Origin of the sequence: Streptomyces sp. NPDC059248 (genome assembly GCF_042753905.1) — a bacterium.
Lineage (GTDB): Bacteria > Actinomycetota > Actinomycetes > Streptomycetales > Streptomycetaceae > Streptomyces.
In genome coordinates, this window is record NZ_JBHYZV010000117.1 from 1 (window position 1) to 17,402 (window position 17,402).

Below are 17,402 nucleotides of genomic sequence, written 5' to 3' on the forward strand. Positions count from 1 at the left end.
GGGGCCCCCGCTCCCGGGCCCTGTTTTGGGCCAAACCGGGGGGGCGCGCGGGGCCCGCAAACGTATGGTGGGCGGCCCCGGCCCGCTGGAGGAAACGTCTGTGGAAACGTCTGTGGAAACGTCCGCCCGGCTATACGACGTCTTCCGGCATGAGCCCCGTCTGCACCAGCGGGTTCCCCCGCTGCCGTGAGATGAAGATGCCCCGGCCCGGCGGCATCGGGCGCATCCGGACACCGCCGAGGATGTCGCCTTCCTGCGGGTCGCCGGAGAGCAGGACGCCCTGGGCGCCCAGTTCCATCATGCGCTGCATGAAGGGCTCGTACGAGGACCTGCTCGCGCCCGCCGCGCTGCGGGCGATGATGAAGCGGACGCCGACGTCCCGGGCGAAGGGCAGTTGCTCGGCCAGCCGGCCGAGCGGGTTGCCGCTGGAGGTGGAGACCAGGTCGTAGTCGTCCACCACGACGAAGACCGACGGGCCCCGCCACCAGCTGCGGTCGCGGAGCTGCTGGGCGGTGACGTCGGCGGACGGGGTACGGCGCTGCATCAGATCGGCGAGGGCGTCGACATGGTGTTCCATCGCGTTGGACATCGGGACGTACTCGGCCAGATGCGTCGCCGGGGTGACGTCCAGCAGCGCGCGGCGGTTGTCGATCACGAAGAATTTCGCGGAGTCGCCGTCGTACCGCTGCGTCAGCTGCTTGATCAGCAGCCGCAGCAGATTCGACTTGCCCGATTCGCTGTCGCCGAAGACGAGGAAGAACGGATCGCGCTCGAAGTTGAGCCAGACCGGTTCGAGGTTGTTCTCGTCGATGGCGAAGGCCACCCCGCGCTGCGGGTCGGCGTGTCCGGCGGGCAGCCGGGTCGCGGGCAGCTCGCGGGGGAGCAGCCGTACGGCGGGCGCCCCCGGGGCCGTCCAGTGGCGGGTGACCTCTTGGGCCATCGCCGCCGTCGCCTCCGACAGATCGCTGTCGGAGTTGATGCCGTCGATCCTCGGGACCGCCGCCATGAAGTGCAGCTTCTCCGGTGTCAGACCGCGCCCCGGTACCCCGGTCGGCACATTCGCCGCGACCCTGCGGTCGAGTTCGGAGTCCATGGTGTCGCCCAGCCGGAGCTCCAGCCGGTTCATCAGGAGGTCCTTGAGGTTGGCGCGGACCTCCATGGCGCGTCCCGCCGTGAGCACGATGTGGATGCCGTAGCCGAGTCCCCGCGCGGCGATGTCGAGTACGGCGGGTTCCAGCGCCTCGTAATCCGTACGGAAATTGCCCCAGCCGTCGACGACGAGGAAGACGTCGCCCCAGGGCTGGTCCGTGACGGAGATGTCGCCGCGGGCCCGCATGGTGCGGAAGGTGCCGATGGAGTCGATGCCGGCGCTGCGGAAGTACTCCTCGCGGCGGGTGAGGATGCCGTAGACCTCGGCGACCGTACGCCGGACCCGTTCGGGGTCGAGGCGGGACGCGATCCCGCCGACATGCGGCAGCCCGGACACCGACGACAAGCCGCCGCCGCCGAAGTCGAGCCCGTAGAACTGGACCTCGTGCGGGGTGTGGGTGAGGGCGAACGCCGAGATCAGGGCGCGCAGCAGGGTCGACTTGCCGGACTGCGGGCCGCCGATGATCTGCATATGGCCCGCGGCGCCCGAGAAGTCGCGGTAGAGCGTGTCGCGCCGCTGTTCGAAGGGCTTGTCCACGACGCCCAGGGGGACGACGAGCCGACCGGCGCCCTCGTAGCCGGGCCGGGTGAGTCCCCGGCCTTCCACATTGGCGAGCCCGGGCAGGAGGTCGTCCAGCGGCGGCGGGTTGTCCAGCGGCGGCAGCCACACCTGGTGGGCCTCGGCCCCCCGCCCCTCCAGCCGGCGCACGATGACATCGAGCACCGTGTCGGCGAGCGCGTCGTCCTCCGGGGGCCGGGCGTCCGGTACGACCGTCCGCGCGCTGGGCTGCACGTACCGCACCGGCACCGGCGCGGCCGTGAACCGCACCGGCTGCCGGTCGACGGGCAGCGACCCGCCCGTGGCGGCGACCCGGCTGCCGCCCTCCCGGTAGACCCCGGAGACGTACGCCGCCTTGAAGCGCACCATCTCGTCCGTGCCGAACTTCAGATAGCCCGAGCCCGGCACGTTCGGCAGGGTGTACGCGTCCGGTACGCCGATGGCCGCGCGGGACTCCGCGGCCGAGAAGGTCCGCAGACCGATCCGGTAGGAGAGGTACGTCTCCAGACCGCGCAGCCGCCCCTCCTCCAGCCGCTGCGACGCCAGCAGCAGATGGACGCCGAGCGACCGGCCGATCCGGCCGATCTGGACGAACATCTCGATGAAGTCCGGCATCGCCGTCAGCAACTCGCTGAACTCGTCGATGACCAGGACCAGCGACGGGATCGGCTGGAGCGGGGCGCCCGCGGCCCGGGCCTTCTCGTAATCGTGGATGTTGGCGTAGTTGCCCGCGTCGCGCAGCAGCTCCTGCCGGCGGTTCAGCTCGCCGCGGATGGAGTCGCCCATCCGGTCCACCAGCGTCAGATCGTCCGCCAGGTTGGTGATCACGGCCGCGACATGCGGCATCTGCGACATCCCGGCGAAGGTCGCGCCGCCCTTGAAGTCGGCGAGGACGAAGTTCAGCGTCTCCGACGAGTGGGTGACGGCGAGTCCGAGGACCAGGGTGCGCAGCAGCTCGGACTTGCCGGAGCCGGTCGCGCCGACACAGAGGCCGTGCGGTCCCATGCCCTCCTGCGCGGCCTCCTTCAGGTCGAGCATGACGGGCACCCCGTCCTCGCCGACCCCGATCGGGACCCGCAGCCGCTCCGACTGGGAGCGCGGCCGCCAAGTGCGGCTGACGTCGACCGAGGCCGCGTCGCCCAGGTTGAGCAGGTCCGTGAAGTCGAGATTGGCGAGCAGCGGCTGGTCGTCGTCCCCGCCGGTGGCCATCCGCAGCGGCGCGAGCTGGCGCGCCAGCGCCTCGGCCGCCTCCGTGCTCAGCCGGTCCGGCGCCCCGTCGTACACCATGCCGTGTCCGGACTCCAGCCGCAGCGAGTCGGGCGCCACGACGACGGAGAGTCCGCCGCGCGGCCCGTTCACCTCACCCGCCACGACCTCGATCACGGTGACGCCCTGGATGCCTTCGGGTGCCGCGAGCGGGGAGGTGGGGGAGACCGACTGGCCGTCGAGGACCACGACGACATGCGGCTGGTCGAGCAGCGGTGTCCCGCCGCCCTGGAAGCGGGGGCGGCCGTCGACCCGGGGGGCGAGCAGGGCGTCCAGCTCTCGGGAGTCGATGGTGATCAGCCGCCGGGTGCCCGCGCCGTCGCCCTCGCCGCCCGCCTGGAGGTGCGGCAGCCACTTCGCCCACTCCCACCGCTCCACCGAGTCCCGGTTCGCGGCGACGACCACCACCAGGTCGTCGGGGGAGTGCAGCGACGTCAGCGACGCGATCATGGACCGGGCGGTGGACCGTACGGAATCGGCGTGCCCGCTCACCGTCAGGTGGTAGAAGGCGCGCAGCGACACCGCGAGCGGCAGTCCGTCGAGGGTGCTGTGCGCGGTGAGGAACTGCCGCATGGCGCTCGCGGTCAGCGGCTCCAGATCGTCCACCGGCGCGGTCTCGGGTGCCATCACCGGGGTGGCGAGCTGCTGGCTGCCGAGACCGATGCGCACCTGCCCGAAGTCGGCGTCGCCGATCCGCCGTTCCCAGACCCGGCTGCCCTCGGCGACCAGCGCCCAGAGCTGTTCCGGCGAGGGGTGGAGGTAGTACTGGGCGTCGCGCTGGAGCCGCGCGGTCCGCAGCACCTGGCGGCGGGTCTGGTTCAGATACTTCAGATAGTCGCGCCGCAGATCGGCGAGTTCCCCCTGGGTGCCGCGCCGGTAGCGGACCAGCATGGCGATGGCCATGGCGATCGTCGAGGCGATCATGATCATGCCCATGATCCGCATGATGGGGTTCGGCGTCATGAAGAAGAAGACCACCGAACCGCCCATGCCCAGCATCGGCAGCAACTGCATCAGCGCGCCCTCCTGCTGCCCGCGGGGCAGTTCCGGAGGGGGTTGCAACTGGAGCGGGTCGCCGGGCACCTCGGAAGGCAGGGCCCGTGGTGGGCGCTTGACGACGATCTGACTCACAAGCTCACCAATTCCCTTGCCGGACGGAAATGTTCCTATCGGCGCCCCCGTGGCGACGGTCCCGTCCGCGGTGAGGGATCCTACTTGCGCTCCGCGCGCGGGGTGGGGGGTAGGGTGACGCGACGGCCTTGCGCGCCCCTGAACCGCCGTGGAAACGCCATGGAAAACGGGTCATTCGGAGCGCAATGCCGAACCAGCGGAAAAGGCCCGGGCGCAATGAATACGGACCGAGGGTGTGCATTCGGACCGTTCGGGCGGGGTGCAAAGCCGGATCTAAGGTGCGCGTCACCGAAGCGGGCCCCGCTTACCCACCGTATGCAGGCGAACTGTGAAGCCTTCGTACGAAGTCGGTGTACGCGGCGGACAAACCCGTGACGGCGGCCGTACGAAGACCGGTACGGAAAGCGGACGGTGTACGAAACCACGGGGCGTAGGCCACGCGGTACGCCACCCGGCACACCGGACGCCGGACACCGGCATCGGCACCGGGACGGACAACCGGTACCGGACGGACAACCGGAACCTGAAGACACCGGCACCGGACGTCCGCGGCACGGCCCGACGGCCACCCGGCCCGACGGTCACCGGGACGGACGGTCCGAGCCACCGCGCCCGCGGCGGTACGGCGACCGGCACACCACCGGGCGCCACCGGCGGACGCACCACCCGGCACCACCGCACACCCGGCCGAACGGCCGGCGCGCGGCGGCGCGGAGGAACCACCACGAGGGGATGCAGCAGGTGAGTATGACGGCCTCAGCGGCGGCGCACGGATCCGGTCAGCCGGGACCCGTGACCCCCGCCAGCAGCGGAACCGGCTTCTGCCGGGTGACGGTCGTCGCGCCGGACGGCCGCGTCGACGTCGCCCTGCCCGAGGACATCGCCGTCGCGGACCTCTACCCCGAGATCCTCCGGCTGTCCGGCCAGAGCCCCGACCCCGGCGCCCCCGTCGGCTACCACCTCGTACGACGCGACGGCACCGTCCTCGACAGCACCCGCTCCCTCGGCGCCCAGCGCATCCTCGACGGCGAGCTCCTCTCCCTGCGCCCCTTCGCCGAGTCCCTGCCCCCGGCGGTCTTCGACGACGTCTCCGACGCCGTCGCCACCGCCGTCGCCAAGGACCGCACCCTCTGGAGCGACGCCCTCATGCGCGGCGCCGGCCTCTTCGGCGGCTCCGTACTGCTCCTGCTGCTCGCCTTCGTCCTGTGGACCTCCGACCCCCGCAACGACATGCACGGCCTGCCGGGCGTGCTCGCCGGGGTCGCCGCCGTCCTGCTGCTCGCCGTCGCCGGGGTCCGCGCCCGCGTCTACGACGACCGGGCCTCCGCCGTCGCCCTCGGCGTCGGCGCCATGGCGAACGCCGCCATCGGCGGCAGCGGACTGCTGCCCCCCGCCGACGGCGAGGGCATCGGCAAGCTCCAGTTCCTCCTCGCCTGCGCCGCCGTCCTCGTCGTCGCCGTCATCCTCACCATCGTCGCGCCCGGCGGCGACGGCCCCTTCGTCGCCTTCGTCTTCGCCGCGACCATCGGCCTGCTCGCCACCTTCGTCGCCATCTGGAAGGAGCTGACCCCGGTCGAGACCGCCGCGATGTGCGCCCCGCTCGCCGTCGGCGCCCTCGCCTTCCTGCCCGGCCTCTCCACCCGCTTCGCCCGGCTCCCCATCGGCTTCGACCCGCCCCGTACCACCGTCGGCGACTACGGCTCCGACGACGAGCCCGCCGGACCCGTCGACGGCGAGCGCATCGCCGCCCAGGCCCGCCGCGGCCATGAACTCCTGGTCGGCCTCGTCGGCGGCTGCGCCCTGGTCACCGTCGGCGCCGGCGCGGTCCTCGGCTTCTCCGACAACGTCTGGGGCCAGCTGCTCGCCCTCGCCACCGGTGTCGCGATGCTGATGCGCGCCCATCTCTTCCGCTACACCGCGCAGGTCGGCTGCGCCCTCGCCGCCGGCCTGGGCTGCCTCGTCCTGCTCGGCCTCGGCCTGGCGATCAACCCCCCGGTCGAGCTGATGATGGACGCCTTCAAGGGCGACACGACCGCCCTCGACATCCGTACGGTCTGGCTCACCGCAGCCGTCGCCGCCTCCGCCGCCCTGGTCACCGCCATCGGTCTGATCGTCCCCCGGGCCGGCGTCACCCCCTTCTGGGGCCGCTTCCTGGAGATCGCGGAGACCTTCGTCCTGCTGACGCTGCTGCCGCTGTGCCTGGCCGTCTTCGACGTCTACCACTCGATCCGCGCCCTGACCTCGGACTGACCGGGGGCCGTGACCGGAGCCCGAGGGCCCCCGGCCTCCGGGCCGACCCGGCCCCCGGGGCTGGTACTCTGGCCTACGGCCGTTTGTGTACGCCTGCCCGGAGTCCCCGGAGCCCCTCACGGGCCCCGCGGGAGCTGGGCGCAGCGCTCATCGGACCTTCGCCCCCGAGTCACGGAAGTCCCCCTGAGAAAACGCCAGGGGCGCTCGTGGGCGCTTCGAACCATCTGAGGAGTACCGAGTGTCTCTCGACGCCGCCACGAAGAAGCAGATCATGGCCGAGTTCGGCACCAAGGAGGGCGACACCGGCTCCCCCGAGGTCCAGGTCGCGATGCTCTCCCGCCGGATCTCGGACCTGACCGAGCACCTCAAGACCCACAAGCACGACCACCACTCCCGTCGTGGTCTGCTGATCCTGGTGGGCCAGCGCCGCCGCCTGCTGCAGTACCTGGCCAAGAAGGACATCCAGCGCTTCCGTACGCTGGTCGACCGCCTCGGCATCCGCCGCGGTGCGGCCGGCGGCGCCAAGTAAGACGCCGTGAAGACGCCGTGAAGGGGAGCGGTTCCCGTCGGACGGGACCGCTCCCCTTCGCTTTTTTTGCCGTTCTTTTACCGGTCTACGGTATGCATGAGCGGTAGGTACCGGTTCTTTCGCCGTACGTGCCCGCTGTGCGTGCGCGACATACCGCCCGGCATTTAGTCTGGTCGCACCGGGCCGCACGGCGACACGAGCAGCACGGACCGGACAAGAAGGACACGAAGGAGAGGCGGACTCGCCGCCGCCGGTCCTCGGTAGTGGCTCCCGGGAGACTCGAACCCCGGAAGCTTCGATCGAAGACCGGCCCAGTACGAGCGCTTCTCCGCCCGTCCCGCCACACGGGCAGGGGACGTAAAGACGCAACGTAACGCAACGTAACGGAGAACACGCTAGTGGAGAACGAGACCCACTACGCCGAGGCCGTCATCGACAACGGCTCCTTCGGCACCCGCACCATCCGCTTCGAGACCGGACGCCTGGCCCGCCAGGCCGCCGGATCCGCGGTGGCGTACCTGGACGACGACACCATGGTGCTGTCGGCCACGACCGCCTCCAAGAAGCCCAAGGACCAGCTCGACTTCTTCCCCCTCACGGTGGACGTCGAGGAGCGGCAGTACGCCGCGGGCAAGATCCCCGGCTCCTTCTTCCGCCGGGAGGGCCGCCCCTCCGAGGACGCGATCCTCACCTGCCGGCTCATCGACCGGCCGCTGCGCCCCTCCTTCAAGAAGGGCCTGCGCAACGAGATCCAGATCGTCGAGACGATCATGGCGCTCAACCCCGACCACCTGTACGACGTGGTCGCCATCAACGCCGCCTCCTGCTCCACGCAGCTCGCGGGCCTGCCCTTCTCCGGCCCGATCGGCGGCACCCGGGTCGCCCTGATCAAGGGCCAGTGGGTCGGCTTCCCGACCCACACCGAGCTGGAGGACGCCGTCTTCGACATGGTCGTCGCCGGCCGGGTCCTGGACGACGGCGACGTCGCGATCATGATGGTCGAGGCCGAGGCCACCACCAAGACCATCCAGCTGGTCAAGGACGGCGCGGAGGCTCCCACCGAGGAGCTCGTCGCCGCCGGCCTGGAGGCCGCGAAGCCCTTCATCAAGGCGCTCTGCAAGGCCCAGTCCGAGCTCGCGGCCAAGGCCGCCAAGCCCGAGGGCGAGTTCCCGGTCTTCCTGGACTACCAGGACGACGTGTACGCGGCCCTGGCCTCGGCCGTCAAGGACGAGCTGGCGCAGGCGCTCACCATCGCGGGCAAGCAGGAGCGCGAGACCGAGCTGGACCGCGTCAAGGAGCTGGCCGCCGAGAAGCTCCTCCCGGCCTTCGAGGGCCGCGAGAAGGAGATCTCCGCCGCCTACCGCTCGCTGACCAAGAACCTGGTCCGCGAGCGCGTCATCAAGGACAAGGTCCGGATCGACGGCCGCGGTGTCACCGACATCCGTACGCTGGCCGCCGAGGTCGAGGCGATCCCGCGGGTCCACGGCTCCGCCCTCTTCGAGCGCGGCGAGACCCAGATCCTGGGTGTCACGACCCTCAACATGCTCCGCATGGAGCAGCAGCTGGACACCCTCTCCCCGGTGACCCGCAAGCGGTACATGCACAACTACAACTTCCCGCCGTACTCCGTCGGCGAGACCGGCCGCGTCGGCTCCCCGAAGCGCCGCGAGATCGGCCACGGCGCGCTCGCCGAGCGCGCGATCGTGCCGGTGCTCCCGACGCGCGAGGAGTTCCCGTACGCGATCCGTCAGGTGTCCGAGGCCCTCGGCTCCAACGGCTCCACCTCCATGGGCTCGGTCTGCGCCTCGACCATGTCGCTGCTGAACGCCGGTGTGCCGCTGAAGGCCCCCGTCGCCGGTATCGCCATGGGCCTGATCTCCCAGGAGATCGACGGCCAGACGCACTACGTCACCCTCACCGACATCCTCGGTGCGGAGGACGCCTTCGGCGACATGGACTTCAAGGTCGCCGGTACGAAGGAGTTCGTCACCGCCCTCCAGCTCGACACCAAGCTGGACGGCATCCCGGCCTCCGTCCTGGCCGCGGCCCTCAAGCAGGCCCGTGACGCCCGGCTCCACATCCTCGACGTGATGATGGAGGCGATCGACACTCCCGACGAGATGTCCCCGAACGCCCCGCGGATCATCACCGTCAAGATCCCCGTGGACAAGATCGGCGAGGTCATCGGCCCCAAGGGCAAGATGATCAACCAGATCCAGGAGGACACCGGCGCCGAGATCACCATCGAGGACGACGGCACGATCTACATCGGTGCCGCCGACGGTCCGGCCGCCGAGGCCGCCCGCGCCACGATCAACAGCATCGCCAACCCGACGATGCCCGAGGTCGGCGAGCGCTACCTGGGTACGGTCGTCAAGACCACCACCTTCGGTGCCTTCGTCTCGCTCATGCCCGGCAAGGACGGACTGCTGCACATCTCGCAGATCCGCAAGCTCGCCGGCGGCAAGCGCGTCGAGAACGTCGAGGACGTCCTCGGCGTCGGCGCCAAGGTCCAGGTCGAGATCGCCGAGATCGACTCCCGCGGCAAGCTCTCCCTCGTCCCCGTGATCGAGGGCGAGAGCGGCGACGACGCGGCGGACGAGAAGGACGACGCTGCCAAGTGACGCCGCGCGGCTTCAAGGCGACGGCCCGCACCTCTTCGGAGGCGCGGGCCGTCGCCCGTACCCAAACTCTTCTCAAGGGCACCGACGGCATCGGCACGGTCCGCCGCACCACCCTCCCGGGCGGGCTGCGGATCGTCACCGAGACCCTGCCGTCCGTACGCTCCGCCACCTTCGGGATCTGGGCGCACGTCGGCTCCCGTGACGAGACCCCGGCGCTCAACGGGGCCACGCACTATCTGGAGCACCTCCTCTTCAAGGGCACCGAACGGCGGTCCGCCCTCGACATCTCCGCCGCGCTCGACGCGGTCGGCGGCGAGATGAACGCCTTCACGGCGAAGGAGTACACCTGCTACTACGCGCGGGTCCTCGACACCGATCTGCCGCTCGCCATCGACGTCGTCTGCGACATGCTCACCGGCTCCCTGATCGAACAGGAGGACGTCGACGCCGAGCGCGGCGTGATCCTGGAAGAGATCGCGATGACGGAGGACGACCCGGGCGACTGCGTGCACGACCTCTTCGCGCAGACCATGTTCGGCGACACCCCCCTCGGCCGGCCCGTCCTCGGCACGGTCGACACGGTCAACGCGCTCTCCGCCGACCGGATCCGCCGCTTCTACAAGAAGCACTACGACCCCACGCACCTGGTCGTCGCCGCCGCGGGCAACATCGACCACGCCACCGTCGTACGCCAGGTCCGCCGCGCCTTCGAGAAGGCCGGCGCCCTCACCCGTACCGACGCCGTCCCGCTCGCACCCCGCGACGGCCTGCGGACGATCCGCACCGCGGGCCGGGTCGAACTGCTCGGCCGGAAGACGGAGCAGGCCCATGTCGTCCTCGGTATGCCCGGCCTCCCCAGGACCGACGACCGCCGCTGGGCGCTCGGCGTCCTGAACACCGCCCTCGGCGGCGGGATGTCCTCCCGGCTCTTCCAGGAGGTCCGGGAGAAGCGCGGCCTCGCCTACAGCGTGTACTCGTACACCTCGGGCTTCGCCGACTGCGGACTCTTCGGCGTCTACGCGGGCTGCCGCCCCGCCCAGGTCCACGACGTCCTCAAGATCTGCCGGGACGAACTGGACCGGGTCGCCGCCGACGGCATCGGCGACGACGAACTGGGGCGGGCCGTCGGCCAGCTCTCCGGCTCCACGGTCCTCGGCCTGGAGGACACCGGCGCGCTGATGAACCGTATCGGCAAGAGCGAACTGTGCTGGGGCACGCAGATGTCCGTCGACGACATGCTCGCCCGGATAGCGGCCGTCACCCCCGACGAGGTCCGCGCGGTCGCCGCCGACGTCCTGGGCCAACGGCCGTCCCTCGCGGTCATCGGCCCCCTCAAGGACCGCCAGGCCGACCGGCTCCACGAAGCCGTCTCCTGACCTCCTAGGCCGTGTCCGCAAAGTCCCGCCTGGCCCGCGACGCCCGGCACGCACACTCGCCGCGTTGTCGGGATTTCCCAAGTACGTCCAGTACGAGGGAAACCCTCCGCCTTGCGATTGCACGCACCGGACGCCGCGGGCCCCGCCCTGCGGGCGGACGGCGCTACTTTCCGGACACGACCTAGGCTGGTACCGACGAACCGAGAGATACGCCTTCCGGAGGAAAGAGACTGATGAGCAAGTTGCGCGTGGCGGTCATCGGTGCCAAGGGCCGGATCGGCTCCGAGGCGGTACGTGCCGTGGCGGCGGCCGACGACATGGAACTGGTCGCCGCCCTCGGCCGGGGCGACCGGCTGGAGTCCCTGGTCGACGCGGGCGCCGAGGCGGTGGTCGAGCTGACCACCCCCGCCTCCGTGCTGGGCAATCTCGACTTCTGCGTCCGCCACGGCATCCACGCCGTGGTCGGGACCACGGGATGGACCGAGGACCGGCTCGCCCAGCTGGGCACCAGCCTCGCCGCGTCCCCGGGGACGGGCGTCCTGATCGCCCCCAACTTCTCCATCGGCGCGGTCCTCACCATGAAGTTCGCCCAGGCGGCGGCCCGCTGGTTCGAGTCGGTCGAGGTGGTCGAGCTGCACCACCCGAACAAGGCGGACGCCCCCAGCGGCACCGCCACCCGGACCGCCCAGCTGATCGCCGCCGCCCGCGCCGATGCCGGTCTCGGCGCCCAGCCGGACGCCACTGTCACGGCGCTGGACGGCGCCCGCGGCGCGGACGTCGACGGGGTACCCGTCCACGCGGTACGGCTGCGCGGGCTCCTCGCCCACCAGGAGGTCCTGCTCGGCGGGGAGGGCGAGACCCTCACCATCCGGCACGACTCCCTGCACCACAGCAGCTTCATGCCCGGGATCCTGCTCGGTGTCCGCCGGATCGGCTCCGTCCCGGGGCTGACCGTCGGCCTCGAGAACTTCCTCGACCTCGACTGATCCGCACACCGATCGATATGCGCGCGAAAATCACGTACTTCGTCACGGCCGCCGTCCTGGTCGTCTACTTCGTCCTGGTCGGCAGCCGCGGTGTGCTGCTCGTCCAGCGGGGAACCTGGCTCACCGTCGCCTTTGGCGCGGCCGTGCTGATCCTGCCCGTCATCGGGGTCTGGTTCCTCTGGAAGAACACCCGTTTCGTCACCCGGGCCAACCGGCTCGCCGCCGAACTGGACGCCGAGGGCGGACTGCCGGTCGACGACCTCGCCCGTACCCCCGGCGGCCGGATCGACCGGGACGCCGCCGACGAGGTCTTCGCCCTGCGCCGGGCCGAGACCGAGGACTCCCCGGACGACTGGCGCTGCTGGTTCCGGCTGGCGATCGCCTATCACGACGCCCGGGACACCCCCCGGGCCCGCCGGGCGATGCAGCGGGCCATCGCGCTCCACGAGGGCGGGGCGTAGGCACCGGCCGGGCACGGCCGGTGCCGCCCCACGACATGACGAAACCGCGCCGGACCACTGCGGTCCGGCGCGGTTTCCTCGTACGTCTCCTGCGGTACGGCGCCTCGGCGCCCCCCGCTGCGGCTCCGGCTCAGCTCATCGTGCCGTACTCCGACGCCCATGCCTCCACGGTGTCGGCCGCCCGGTCGAAGGCCTCGCCCCGGGAGAGGAAGTCCGCGTTGTGGTCGGTGAACAGCTCGACCGGCTCGGGACGCCCGGCCCGGCCGAGCTGGAGCGCCTGCCCCTGGACGGTCCGCGGCAGCCCCAGCCAGCGCACCGGGCGCTGCACGGTCTGGACCCGGGTCACCCGCGACCAGGCGAGCGTCGTGGTGCCGAAGAAACCCACCCGGCGCAGCCCGTGGCGGCTCACCCAGACACCCGCCCGCAGCAGCCGCAGCGCGAAGGCGATGATCACCAGTCCGACGGCGAGACAGACACCCGCCCCGGACATCGCGCCCGCGGCGGCGATGATCACCGCCGCGATCATCACGAACGAGGCCAGCAGCAGAAGCAGGGCCGCGAGCCCCACCCGCCAGGGACCGGGGCGATACGGCCGCCGCCACTCGTCGTGATCGTCGAAGGGCAGCGCGATGTCGTCGGCGTCCGCCGCCGAGGCGTCGGACGCGCGGTCGGCCGTCAGAAAGGTCAGGGGCACGACTGTTCTCCACTCACCAGCACACTCGAATTGTGGGGGCTGTGACGGGTGAGGCTACCGAGGCGCCCCGGGACCGACCACCCCCGGGGGCCGTGCGGGTCAACGCCGTTCGGCCGCCTCGTTCTGCGACACACCGCCGCGCTCGGCGTCCCCGGCGGCCCCGGACTCCAGTGCCGGGACGCCGAACAGCAGGGAACCGACAAGACCGGCGACGATGCTCAGCCCGATCAGCGTACGACCCGTGAGCTGGGAGACCGAGAGACGTTCGCGTGGCGGGGGAGTGACGTTACTGCGGAAGCGCTCGGCGTCGGCCTCGGCCTCGGCGGCGTCGGCGACAAAGGTAAACGGGACGGCTTCCCGCCGGCGGAACATCGGATCACGCTCCTCGAAGTGATGGTGACTGCTGTTACCCAGAGAGACGAATGGAACGGCGATTCGGTGCCGGATCCGGGTGAATCGGTCCGGAAAACCTCACCGAGTGATCGACAACGGGTGGTCTAAGGTGGGTGCCGCCCCCCACCCCGCCCGAGGAAGGAACCTCCCAGGTGACCGATGTGCCGGCCGATGCCGCGACCCCCACGTACCGCAGCGACGTCACCGTCGAGCTGGTCAAGCACTCCGCAGCGGACTCCGACGTCCTGTGGGCGGCCCGGGTCTCGACGGCCGGTGAGCAGTCCCTGGACGAGCTGACGAAGGACCCGGAGCGGTCGAAGGGCCTCATCAACTTCCTGATGCGCGACCGGCACGGCAGCCCGTTCGAGCACAACTCGATGACCTTCTTCATCAGCGCCCCGATCCTGGTCTTCCGGGAGTTCATGCGCCACCGGGTGGGCTGGTCGTACAACGAGGAGTCGGGCCGCTACCGGGAGCTGCAGCCCGTCTTCTACGTGCCCGGCCAGGACCGCAAGCTGGTACAGGAGGGGCGGCCCGGGAAGTACGTCTTCATCGACGGCAGCCCCGAGCAGCACAAGATCGTGTCCGAGGCGATGGAGGACTCCTACCGTCGTTCGTACGAGACCTACCAGGAGATGCTCGCGGCCGGAATCGCCCGCGAGGTCGCCCGTTCGGTCCTGCCGGTGGGTCTCTTCTCCTCGATGTACGCCACCTGCAACGCCCGGTCCCTGATGCACTTCCTCGGCCTGCGCACCCAGCACGAACAGGCCGCGGTGCCGTCTTTCCCGCAGCGCGAGATCGAGATGGTCGGCGAGCGCATGGAGGAGCAGTGGGCCCGGCTGATGCCGCTGACGCACGCGGCCTTCAATGCCAATGGACGCGTCGCGCCCTGAGTCCCCGCCGCCCGCGGTGCCCCCGTCGTCCCCCGGTCGGGGCACCCGGCGGGACAGATGTACGGATTATCCGGGAAGGATGTCCGCATTGCGGGGTTTCGTGAAGTTCATCTAGGCTGATCAAACGGACCCGGCACTGCTTGAACCCCCGAGCAGGCAGTGCCGGGCTCCGCATGGCACGTCGTACGTCACGTCCCCTGAAGGGCCACACCGTACTGAGCAGCGAGTAGCGTGTTCCCCATGGCTCCCATCCCCACTCCGCAGACCCCGTTCGGGCGGGTCCTCACCGCCATGGTCACCCCGTTCACACCGGACGGCGCACTCGACGTCGACGGTGCCCAGCGCCTGGCGGCCCATCTGGTGGACGCCGGTAACGACGGACTGATCATCAACGGCACCACCGGTGAGTCGCCGACCACCAGTGACGCGGAGAAAGACCGGCTCGTACGGGCCGTACTGGAAGCCGTCGGGGACCGGGCCCTGGTCGTCGCGGGAGTCGGCACCAACGACACCCGGCACAGCGTCGAGCTGGCCCGCGCCGCCGAACGCGCCGGAGCCCACGGCCTGCTCGCCGTCACCCCGTACTACAACAAGCCCCCTCAGGAGGGCCTGTTCCGGCACTTCTCGGCCGTCGCCGACGCCACCGGACTGCCCGTGATGCTCTACGACATCCCCGGCCGCAGCGGCGTCCCCATCGACACCGAGACCATCGTCCGGCTCTCCGAGCACCCCCGGATCGTCGCCAACAAGGACGCCAAGGGCGACCTCGGCCGGGCCAGCTGGGCCATCGCCCGCTCCCGGCTCGCCTGGTACTCCGGCGACGACATGCTCAACCTCCCCCTGCTGTCCGTCGGCGCCGTCGGCTTCGTCTCCGTCGTCGGCCATGTGGTCACCTCGGAGCTGCGCGCCCTGCTCGACGCCCATCTCAACGGCGACGTCCAGAAGGCCACCGAGATCCACCAGCGGCTGCTCCCGGTGTTCACCGGCATGTTCCGCACCCAGGGCGTGATCACCACCAAGGCCGCCCTCACCCTCCAGGGCCTGCCCGCAGGGCCCCTTCGACTTCCCCTGGTGGAGCTGACTCCCGAGGAGACGGCACAGCTCAGGGCGGACCTCGCGGCCGGCGGCGTCCAGCTCTGACCCCGGACATGGCACGACCTGACAACCGAATACGCACCGCCAACTGAATACGTACGACACAGCACGTGCACAAATGTCATGTACGCCGCGTCTCCTTGGGGAGGCGGGTGTGCATGGTGAGGAGAGTCTTTTGAGTCATCCGCATCCCGAACTCGGCGCCCCGCCGAAGCTCCGCAAGGGCGGCCTCCGGGTCACCCCGCTCGGTGGCCTCGGCGAGATCGGCCGCAATATGACGGTCTTCGAGTACGACGGCCGTCTGCTCATCGTCGACTGCGGCGTCCTCTTCCCCGAGGAGGAACAGCCCGGTGTCGATCTGATCCTGCCCGACTTCACCACCATCAGGGACCGCCTCGACGACATCGAGGGGATCGTGCTCACGCACGGCCACGAGGACCACATCGGCGGTGTCCCCTATCTGCTGCGGCTGAAGCCGGACATCCCGCTGATCGGTTCCAAGCTCACCCTCGCCCTGATCGAGGCCAAGCTCCAGGAACACCGCATCCGCCCCTACACCCTGGAGGTGGCCGAGGGGCAGCGCGAGCGCATCGGTCCCTTCGACTGCGAGTTCATCGCCGTCAACCACTCCATCCCGGACGCCCTGGCCGTCGCCATCCGCACCCCCGCGGGCATGGTCGTCCACACCGGCGACTTCAAGATGGACCAGCTTCCGCTGGACGGCCGGCTGACCGATCTGCACGCCTTCGCCCGGCTGAGCGAGGAGGGCATCGACCTTCTGCTCTCGGACTCCACGAACGCCGAGGTTCCGGGCTTCGTCCCGCCCGAGCGGGATATCTCGAACGTCCTGCGCCAGGTCTTCGCCAACGCGCAGAAGCGCATCATCGTCGCGAGCTTCGCCAGCCATGTGCACCGCATCCAGCAGATCCTGGACGCGGCGCACGAGTACGGCAGGCGGGTGGCCTTCGTCGGACGCTCGATGGTCCGCAATATGGGGATCGCGCGCGACCTCGGCTATCTGCGGGTCCCGCCCGGGCTCGTCGTCGATGTGAAGGCGCTCGACGACCTCCCGGACCACGAGGTCGTCCTGGTCTGCACCGGTTCCCAGGGCGAGCCGATGGCGGCCCTGTCCCGGATGGCCAACCGCGACCACCAGATCCGTATCGTCCAGGGCGATACGGTCATCCTGGCGTCGTCCCTGATCCCGGGGAACGAGAACGCGGTCTACCGCGTGATCAACGGTCTGACCCGCTGGGGTGCGAATGTCATCCACAAGGGCAACGCCAAGGTCCATGTCTCGGGTCACGCCTCCGCGGGCGAGCTGCTGTACTTCTACAACATCTGCCGCCCCCGGAATCTGATGCCGGTCCACGGCGAATGGCGCCATCTGCGGGCCAACGCCGAGCTGGGCGCCCTCACCGGCGTGCCCAAGGACCACATCGTGATCGCCGAGGACGGTGTGGTGGTCGACCTGGTCGACGGCCGGGCCCGGATCGTCGGCAAGGTCCAGGCCGGCTACGTCTATGTGGACGGTCTCTCGGTCGGCGATGTCACGGAGGCGTCCCTCAAGGACCGCCGGATCCTCGGCGACGAGGGCTTCATCTCGGTCTTTGTCGTGGTGGACTCGACCACCGGCAAGGTCGTGGGCGGTCCCCATGTCCATGCCCGCGGCTCCGGTATCGAGGACTCCGTCTTCACGGCGGTCATCCCCAAGATCGAGGAAGCCATCGCCAAGTCCGCTTCGGACGGGGTCGCCGAGCCGCACCAGCTCCAGCAGCTGATCCGTCGGACCGTCGGCCGGTGGGTCTCGGACACCTACCGCCGCCGCCCGATGATCCTCCCCGTGGTCGTCGAGGTCTGATGCCGGGACCCGTCCCGACCGTCTGACGTCGTACTTCATGGAGCGGGGGGGGGGGGGGGGGGTCGTCCAGCCCGACCCCCCCCACACCATATACACCGCCAGGGTCAACCACACGAACACCCACAAACCGAACAT

The 17,402-nt window shown here is 70.4% G+C and carries 12 protein-coding genes; 9 read left to right on the forward strand and 3 right to left on the reverse strand.

Annotated elements, in window-relative coordinates:
- Nucleotides 1-130 precede the first annotated feature (130 nt).
- A complete protein-coding gene (eccCa, locus tag ACFXG1_RS31080) occupies nt 131-4,105 on the reverse strand; it encodes a type VII secretion protein EccCa (RefSeq protein WP_384745531.1) in 3,975 nt (1,324 codons plus the stop codon).
- A gap of 747 nt (nt 4,106-4,852) precedes the next feature.
- Between eccCa and eccD the strand changes: the two genes are divergently transcribed.
- The 6 genes from eccD to ACFXG1_RS31110 all read left to right on the forward strand — a co-directional run bounded on the left by eccD (nt 4,853) and on the right by ACFXG1_RS31110 (nt 12,331).
- Nucleotides 4,853-6,355 carry a type VII secretion integral membrane protein EccD gene (gene eccD, locus ACFXG1_RS31085; RefSeq protein ID WP_384716031.1) on the forward strand — a complete coding sequence of 501 codons (1,503 nt, stop codon included), beginning with the start codon at nt 4,853-4,855 and terminating at the stop codon, nt 6,353-6,355.
- A gap of 238 nt (nt 6,356-6,593) precedes the next feature.
- The gene (rpsO, locus tag ACFXG1_RS31090) at nt 6,594-6,884 is read left to right on the forward strand and encodes a 30S ribosomal protein S15 (protein ID WP_006346214.1); all 291 of its coding nucleotides are present in this window, start codon (nt 6,594-6,596) and stop codon (nt 6,882-6,884) included.
- A 398-nt stretch (nt 6,885-7,282) separates the two neighbouring features.
- The gene (locus tag ACFXG1_RS31095) at nt 7,283-9,508 is read left to right on the forward strand and encodes a polyribonucleotide nucleotidyltransferase (protein WP_384745533.1); all 2,226 of its coding nucleotides are present in this window, start codon (nt 7,283-7,285) and stop codon (nt 9,506-9,508) included.
- Complete coding sequence (locus tag ACFXG1_RS31100; RefSeq protein WP_384745535.1) at nt 9,505-10,884, forward strand: M16 family metallopeptidase; 1,380 nt, start codon at nt 9,505-9,507, stop codon at nt 10,882-10,884. Before ACFXG1_RS31095 ends, ACFXG1_RS31100 begins: the two co-directional genes overlap by 4 nt.
- Nucleotides 10,885-11,117: 233 nt before the next feature.
- A complete protein-coding gene (gene dapB, locus ACFXG1_RS31105) occupies nt 11,118-11,870 on the forward strand; it encodes a 4-hydroxy-tetrahydrodipicolinate reductase (RefSeq protein ID WP_384724233.1) in 753 nt (250 codons plus the stop codon).
- Between the two features lie 17 nt (nt 11,871-11,887).
- A complete protein-coding gene (locus ACFXG1_RS31110; protein WP_384745538.1) occupies nt 11,888-12,331 on the forward strand; it encodes a hypothetical protein in 444 nt (147 codons plus the stop codon).
- A 130-nt stretch (nt 12,332-12,461) separates the two neighbouring features.
- Here the strand turns inward: ACFXG1_RS31110 and ACFXG1_RS31115 are convergent, their stop codons facing one another.
- Together ACFXG1_RS31115 and ACFXG1_RS31120 are read right to left on the reverse strand one after the other, a co-directional pair.
- Entirely contained in the window at nt 12,462-13,025 is a 564-nt protein-coding gene (locus ACFXG1_RS31115) for a hypothetical protein (RefSeq protein ID WP_384724333.1), read from the reverse strand.
- Nucleotides 13,026-13,124: 99 nt separating this feature from the next.
- Nucleotides 13,125-13,397 (reverse strand): hypothetical protein, encoded by a 273-nt coding sequence (locus ACFXG1_RS31120; protein ID WP_384724331.1) that lies wholly within the window; start codon nt 13,395-13,397, stop codon nt 13,125-13,127.
- Between the two features lie 173 nt (nt 13,398-13,570).
- On the opposite strand from ACFXG1_RS31120, the gene thyX reads away from it, so the two are divergent.
- The 3 genes from thyX to ACFXG1_RS31135 all read left to right on the forward strand — a co-directional run bounded on the left by thyX (nt 13,571) and on the right by ACFXG1_RS31135 (nt 17,267).
- Entirely contained in the window at nt 13,571-14,311 is a 741-nt protein-coding gene (gene thyX, locus ACFXG1_RS31125; protein WP_384717747.1) for an FAD-dependent thymidylate synthase, read from the forward strand.
- A 240-nt stretch (nt 14,312-14,551) separates the two neighbouring features.
- On the forward strand, nt 14,552-15,451 hold the full coding sequence (dapA, locus tag ACFXG1_RS31130) for a 4-hydroxy-tetrahydrodipicolinate synthase (protein WP_384717741.1): 900 nt from the start codon (nt 14,552-14,554) through the stop codon (nt 15,449-15,451).
- 130 nt (nt 15,452-15,581) lie between these two features.
- Nucleotides 15,582-17,267, forward strand: a complete 1,686-nt coding sequence (locus ACFXG1_RS31135) for a ribonuclease J (RefSeq protein WP_384717738.1) — start codon at nt 15,582-15,584, stop codon at nt 17,265-17,267.
- The last annotated feature ends 135 nt before the right edge of the window (nt 17,268-17,402 follow it).

Bases quoted from the DNA above. Each gene is read 5' to 3' on its own strand.
- ACFXG1_RS31110 (WP_384745538.1), top strand. From the start codon at position 11,888: ATGCGCGCGAAAATCACGTACTTCGTCACGGCCGCCGTCCTGGTCGTC.
- eccD (WP_384716031.1), top strand. From the start codon at position 4,853: ATGACGGCCTCAGCGGCGGCGCACGGATCCGGTCAGCCGGGACCCGTG.
- ACFXG1_RS31120 (WP_384724331.1), bottom strand. From the start codon at position 13,397: ATGTTCCGCCGGCGGGAAGCCGTCCCGTTTACCTTTGTCGCCGACGCC.
- dapB (WP_384724233.1), top strand. From the start codon at position 11,118: ATGAGCAAGTTGCGCGTGGCGGTCATCGGTGCCAAGGGCCGGATCGGC.
- dapA (WP_384717741.1), top strand. From the start codon at position 14,552: ATGGCTCCCATCCCCACTCCGCAGACCCCGTTCGGGCGGGTCCTCACC.